We start from the raw sequence: 3,798 nt of genomic DNA, 5'->3' as shown, positions 1-3,798 counted from the left end.
AGGAAGTCACTGTCGTTCTCAAAATCGGTGGAGCTGCATGACAAAGTCATCGGGCATTATCTGAACATAAAACACTATCAGTAAGTTGGAGTCATTACCGGTGCTCTGATATATTTATTATACTATAGTGGGGTATGTGTTGATCTTAATGTAATACTCCCCTATAGTATAAGAAATACAGAGCAGTGAGGTAAGCAATGCCCAGTACTCCTGAAGAGAAAAAAAAGGTCCTAACCCGGGTTCGCCGTATCCGGGGTCAGATTGATGCTCTGGAAAGAGCACTTGAAAGTGGCGCTGAATGCCGTTCCGTTCTCCAGCAAATCGCCGCCGTCCGGGGCGCCGCTAACGGACTGATGGCAGAGGTGCTGGAGAGCCACATACGGGAAACCTTTGACCAGAATGACAGCTACAGTCATGAAGTCAGTAAATCAGTTGACGATACGATTGAGCTGGTTCGTGCCTATCTTAAATAGGTGAGGCCATTATTACATTGAGGATATATTACGTATGAAATCACGTGCCGCTGTTGCATTTGCACCAGGGAAGCCCCTGGAGATTGTTGAAATTGATGTTGCTCCGCCTAAAAAAGGCGAGGTGCTGATTAAAAACACCCACACAGGTGTCTGCCATACCGATGCCTTTACCCTCTCAGGGAATGACCCTGAGGGCGTTTTCCCGGTGGTTCTCGGCCACGAGGGAGCCGGTATCGTCGTTGAAGTTGGTGAAGGCGTCACCAGTGTGAAGCCGGGTGACCATGTTATTCCGCTCTACACCGCTGAATGCGGGGAGTGTGAATTCTGCCAGTCCGGTAAAACGAACCTCTGTGTATCGGTTCGCGAGACTCAGGGCAAAGGACTGATGCCTGACGGGACCACTCGCTTTTCATACAACGGTCAGCCTCTTTACCACTACATGGGATGTTCCACATTCAGTGAATACACCGTTGTGGCCGAGGTTTCTCTGGCAAAAATTAACCCGGAGGCGAACCATGAACACGTCTGCCTGTTGGGTTGTGGCGTGACTACCGGTATTGGCGCCGTCCATAACACGGCTAAAGTGCAGCCGGGCGATTCAGTTGCCATTTTTGGTCTGGGGGCAATTGGTCTGGCTGCGGTACAGGGGGCCCGTCAGGCAAAAGCGGGACGTATTATCGCTATCGATACTAATCCGACAAAATTTGACCTGGCCCGTCAGTTCGGGGCCACTGACTGCATTAACCCGAATGATTATGACAAACCGATTAAAGATGTTCTGCTGGATATCAACAAGTGGGGTATTGACCATACCTTTGAATGTATCGGTAACGTTAACGTCATGCGTGCAGCGCTGGAAAGTGCTCACCGTGGGTGGGGGCAGTCCGTTGTCATTGGTGTCGCAGGGGCCGGACAGGAGATTTCCACCCGTCCTTTCCAGCTGGTCACCGGGCGCGTATGGAAAGGTTCCGCGTTTGGCGGAGTAAAAGGCCGCACTCAGCTCCCCGGTATGGTCGAGGATGCCATGAAGGGGGATATTGACCTTGAGCCATTTGTAACCCATACGATGACACTGGATGAAATCAATGACGCCTTCGAGCTTATGCATGAAGGCAAATCTATCCGGACAGTGATTCATTACTGATCCCATCAGAATTTTAATCAACTCAAACTGAAGGAAGTGGAAAATGACAACTCCGGTAATTTCTGGTGACGGCATCTTTTCTCATGTGTTCATTGGCGCAGCCGATGTCGAGAAATCCTCCGCATTTTACGATGTCGTCCTGGGCACGCTTGGTATCAATAACCTCGGCCCGTTTGGCAACGGCTGGGTACTCTATGGCCGCGAAAAGCCGGCATTTATCATTGCCCGTCCGGGCAACGGTGAAGCACCTTCCGCTAACGGGGTGACTGTCGGCTTCGCTGCTGCCACCCCGGAAGAGGTTGATGCTTTCCATGCTGCCGGCCTTGCCGCCGGTGGAGCTGATGAAGGTCAACCTGGCCCGCGTGGTCACCTTCCCGGGGCCTATGCTGCCTACCTGCGGGATCCGGCGGGTAACAAAATCACGGCGTATACGTTTATCTGACGTCCGGATTTAAAGATACTTCCCCTGGCTTCGGTCAGGGGAAATAACCATGAGATAACGGCTGATGGAACTCATTGAGCAGCATGCCAGCTCTGGCGGCTGGCAAAACGTGTACCGGCATTATTCACAATCCCTTAATTGTGAAATGAATTTCGGTGTGTATCTTCCTCCCAAAGCAGTAACAGAAAAACTGCCGGTACTATACTGGTTGTCGGGCCTGACCTGTACTGAGCAGAATTTCATCACCAAATCAGGTATGCAGCATTATGCAGCCCGGCATAACGTCATCGTTGTTGTCCCGGATACCAGTCCCCGGGGTAATAATGTCCCGGATGCCGACAGTTACGATCTTGGCCAGGGGGCCGGTTTTTATCTGAACGCGACGGAACAGCCGTGGAATGTTCATTACAGGATGTATGACTATATTCTCAGAGAGCTTCCGGATGTCGTCATGAATCATTTTCCTGCAACGGCAAGAAAATCTATATCCGGTCATTCTATGGGAGGGCTGGGTGCTCTGGTGCTGGCTCTGCGAAATCCTGGTGAATATGTGAGCGTATCAGCATTTTCCCCGATAGTATCGCCTTCTCAGGTGCCATGGGGGCAACAGGCATTTAGCGCTTACCTGGGTGAAAACAGAAAAACGTGGGAAGCCTACGATCCAGTCAGCCTCATTTTACAGGGTGAAAAATTACCAGAAATCTTCATTGATCAGGGGCTGAGTGACGCCTTTTATGAAGAGCAACTGCGCACCAAAATCCTTGAGAGAGTATGCAATGAGATGAACCTCAATGCGTCGTTCCGATATCATACTGGATACGACCACAGCTATTATTTCATTTCCAGCTTTATTGGTGAGCACATTGCTTACCATGCCAACAGGCTCAGGCTGTCAGCATGAGTTGATTTCCAGCCTCAGAAAATGTGCTTAATTTTCAGGCCTGAACAGGGCCTGAACCCTGCAGACCTGAGATGTACTGTAACTGGTGGCTTCAGCAGTTTCTCTTATGCTCAGTTTCTTGACCTGTCGGTAATACAGAACTTTCTTATGTCGTTCCTGATCGGCCTGTTTGCCCCGGTGAATAGCCACGGATAATCTAGACACTTCCGAGCCGTTGATGGACTGACCCCGCCCCGGTAGACGATCCTGCCCTATAGTTTGGACTGACCCCACGCCTGTAGACAAATCCTGTCCTCACGACGAGGCCTGTTCGAAGGCCTCCGGACTGACGCCGCCGAGGTGGCTGTGGCGCCGGGACCGGTTATAGAAGACTTCAATGTAATCGAAGATCCGCCCGGGCCAGATCCCTGGTTTTATATATGCGTTTTCTGATCCGTTCTTTTTTCAGCGAACTGAAGAACGATTCGGCCACCGCATTATCCCAGCAGTTGCCACGCCGGCTCATGCTCGGCGCCAGGTTATTGGCCCGGTAGAAGCGCTGCCAGTCGTCACTGCCGTACTGGCTGCCCTGATCGCTATGTACGATAACCTCGCTGTCTGGTTTTCGGCGCCAGACCGCCATCATCAGCGCGTCGAGCGCCAGTTCGCGTGAGAGAGTGGGTTTCATCGACCAGCCGACCACATTACGGGCGAAGAGATCGATAACCACCGCCAGATACAGCCAGCCCTGCCAGGTGCGGAGTAGAGTAAGAGGCAGGGCGTAGTCGGACTATTTCCCTGCCTCTCCTCCCCGAACCGGACGTGCACCTTTCAGCGCATCCGGCTCTCCATTTAAATG

Annotated in this window: 5 protein-coding genes and 2 pseudogenes; 5 read left to right on the top strand and 2 right to left on the bottom strand. The window is 51.8% G+C overall.

The genetic code is table 11. From position 1 onward, the window contains the following. The 5 genes from ACMWLG_RS25390 to fghA all read left to right on the top strand — a co-directional run. Positions 1-84, top strand: an 84-nt coding sequence (locus ACMWLG_RS25390) for an IS1 family transposase (protein ID WP_032083315.1), incomplete at its 5' end; no start/stop codon positions are given. Between the two features lie 113 nt (positions 85-197). Continuing rightward, on the top strand, positions 198-473 hold the full coding sequence (frmR, locus tag ACMWLG_RS25385) for a formaldehyde-responsive transcriptional repressor FrmR (RefSeq protein WP_017384071.1): 276 nt from the start codon (positions 198-200) through the stop codon (positions 471-473). Positions 474-507: 34 nt separating this feature from the next. Beyond that, on the top strand, positions 508-1,617 hold the full coding sequence (gene frmA, locus ACMWLG_RS25380; protein WP_017384070.1) for an S-(hydroxymethyl)glutathione dehydrogenase: 1,110 nt from the start codon (positions 508-510) through the stop codon (positions 1,615-1,617). Between the two features lie 43 nt (positions 1,618-1,660). Next, entirely contained in the window at positions 1,661-2,059 is a 399-nt protein-coding gene (locus tag ACMWLG_RS25375) for a VOC family protein (protein ID WP_012561111.1), read from the top strand. A gap of 64 nt (positions 2,060-2,123) precedes the next feature. Continuing rightward, positions 2,124-2,960 (top strand): S-formylglutathione hydrolase, encoded by an 837-nt coding sequence (fghA, locus tag ACMWLG_RS25370; RefSeq protein WP_012561110.1) that lies wholly within the window; start codon positions 2,124-2,126, stop codon positions 2,958-2,960. A gap of 27 nt (positions 2,961-2,987) precedes the next feature. On the opposite strand, the pseudogene ACMWLG_RS25365 reads toward fghA, so the two are convergent. Both ACMWLG_RS25365 and ACMWLG_RS25360 read right to left on the bottom strand, forming a co-directional pair. After that, positions 2,988-3,140, bottom strand: a pseudogene (locus tag ACMWLG_RS25365) (resolvase); the annotation flags it as partial. Between the two features lie 114 nt (positions 3,141-3,254). After that, positions 3,255-3,711: pseudogene (locus ACMWLG_RS25360) on the bottom strand (IS3 family transposase); the annotation flags it as partial. Positions 3,712-3,798: the final 87 nt, after the last annotated feature.

Origin of the sequence: Enterobacter sp. 01-M-02-SI-ECC, from assembly GCF_047530595.1 — a bacterium.
Taxonomy (GTDB): domain Bacteria; phylum Pseudomonadota; class Gammaproteobacteria; order Enterobacterales; family Enterobacteriaceae; genus Enterobacter; species Enterobacter cloacae_M.
This window is presented reverse-complemented; position numbering and strand designations above follow the sequence as displayed.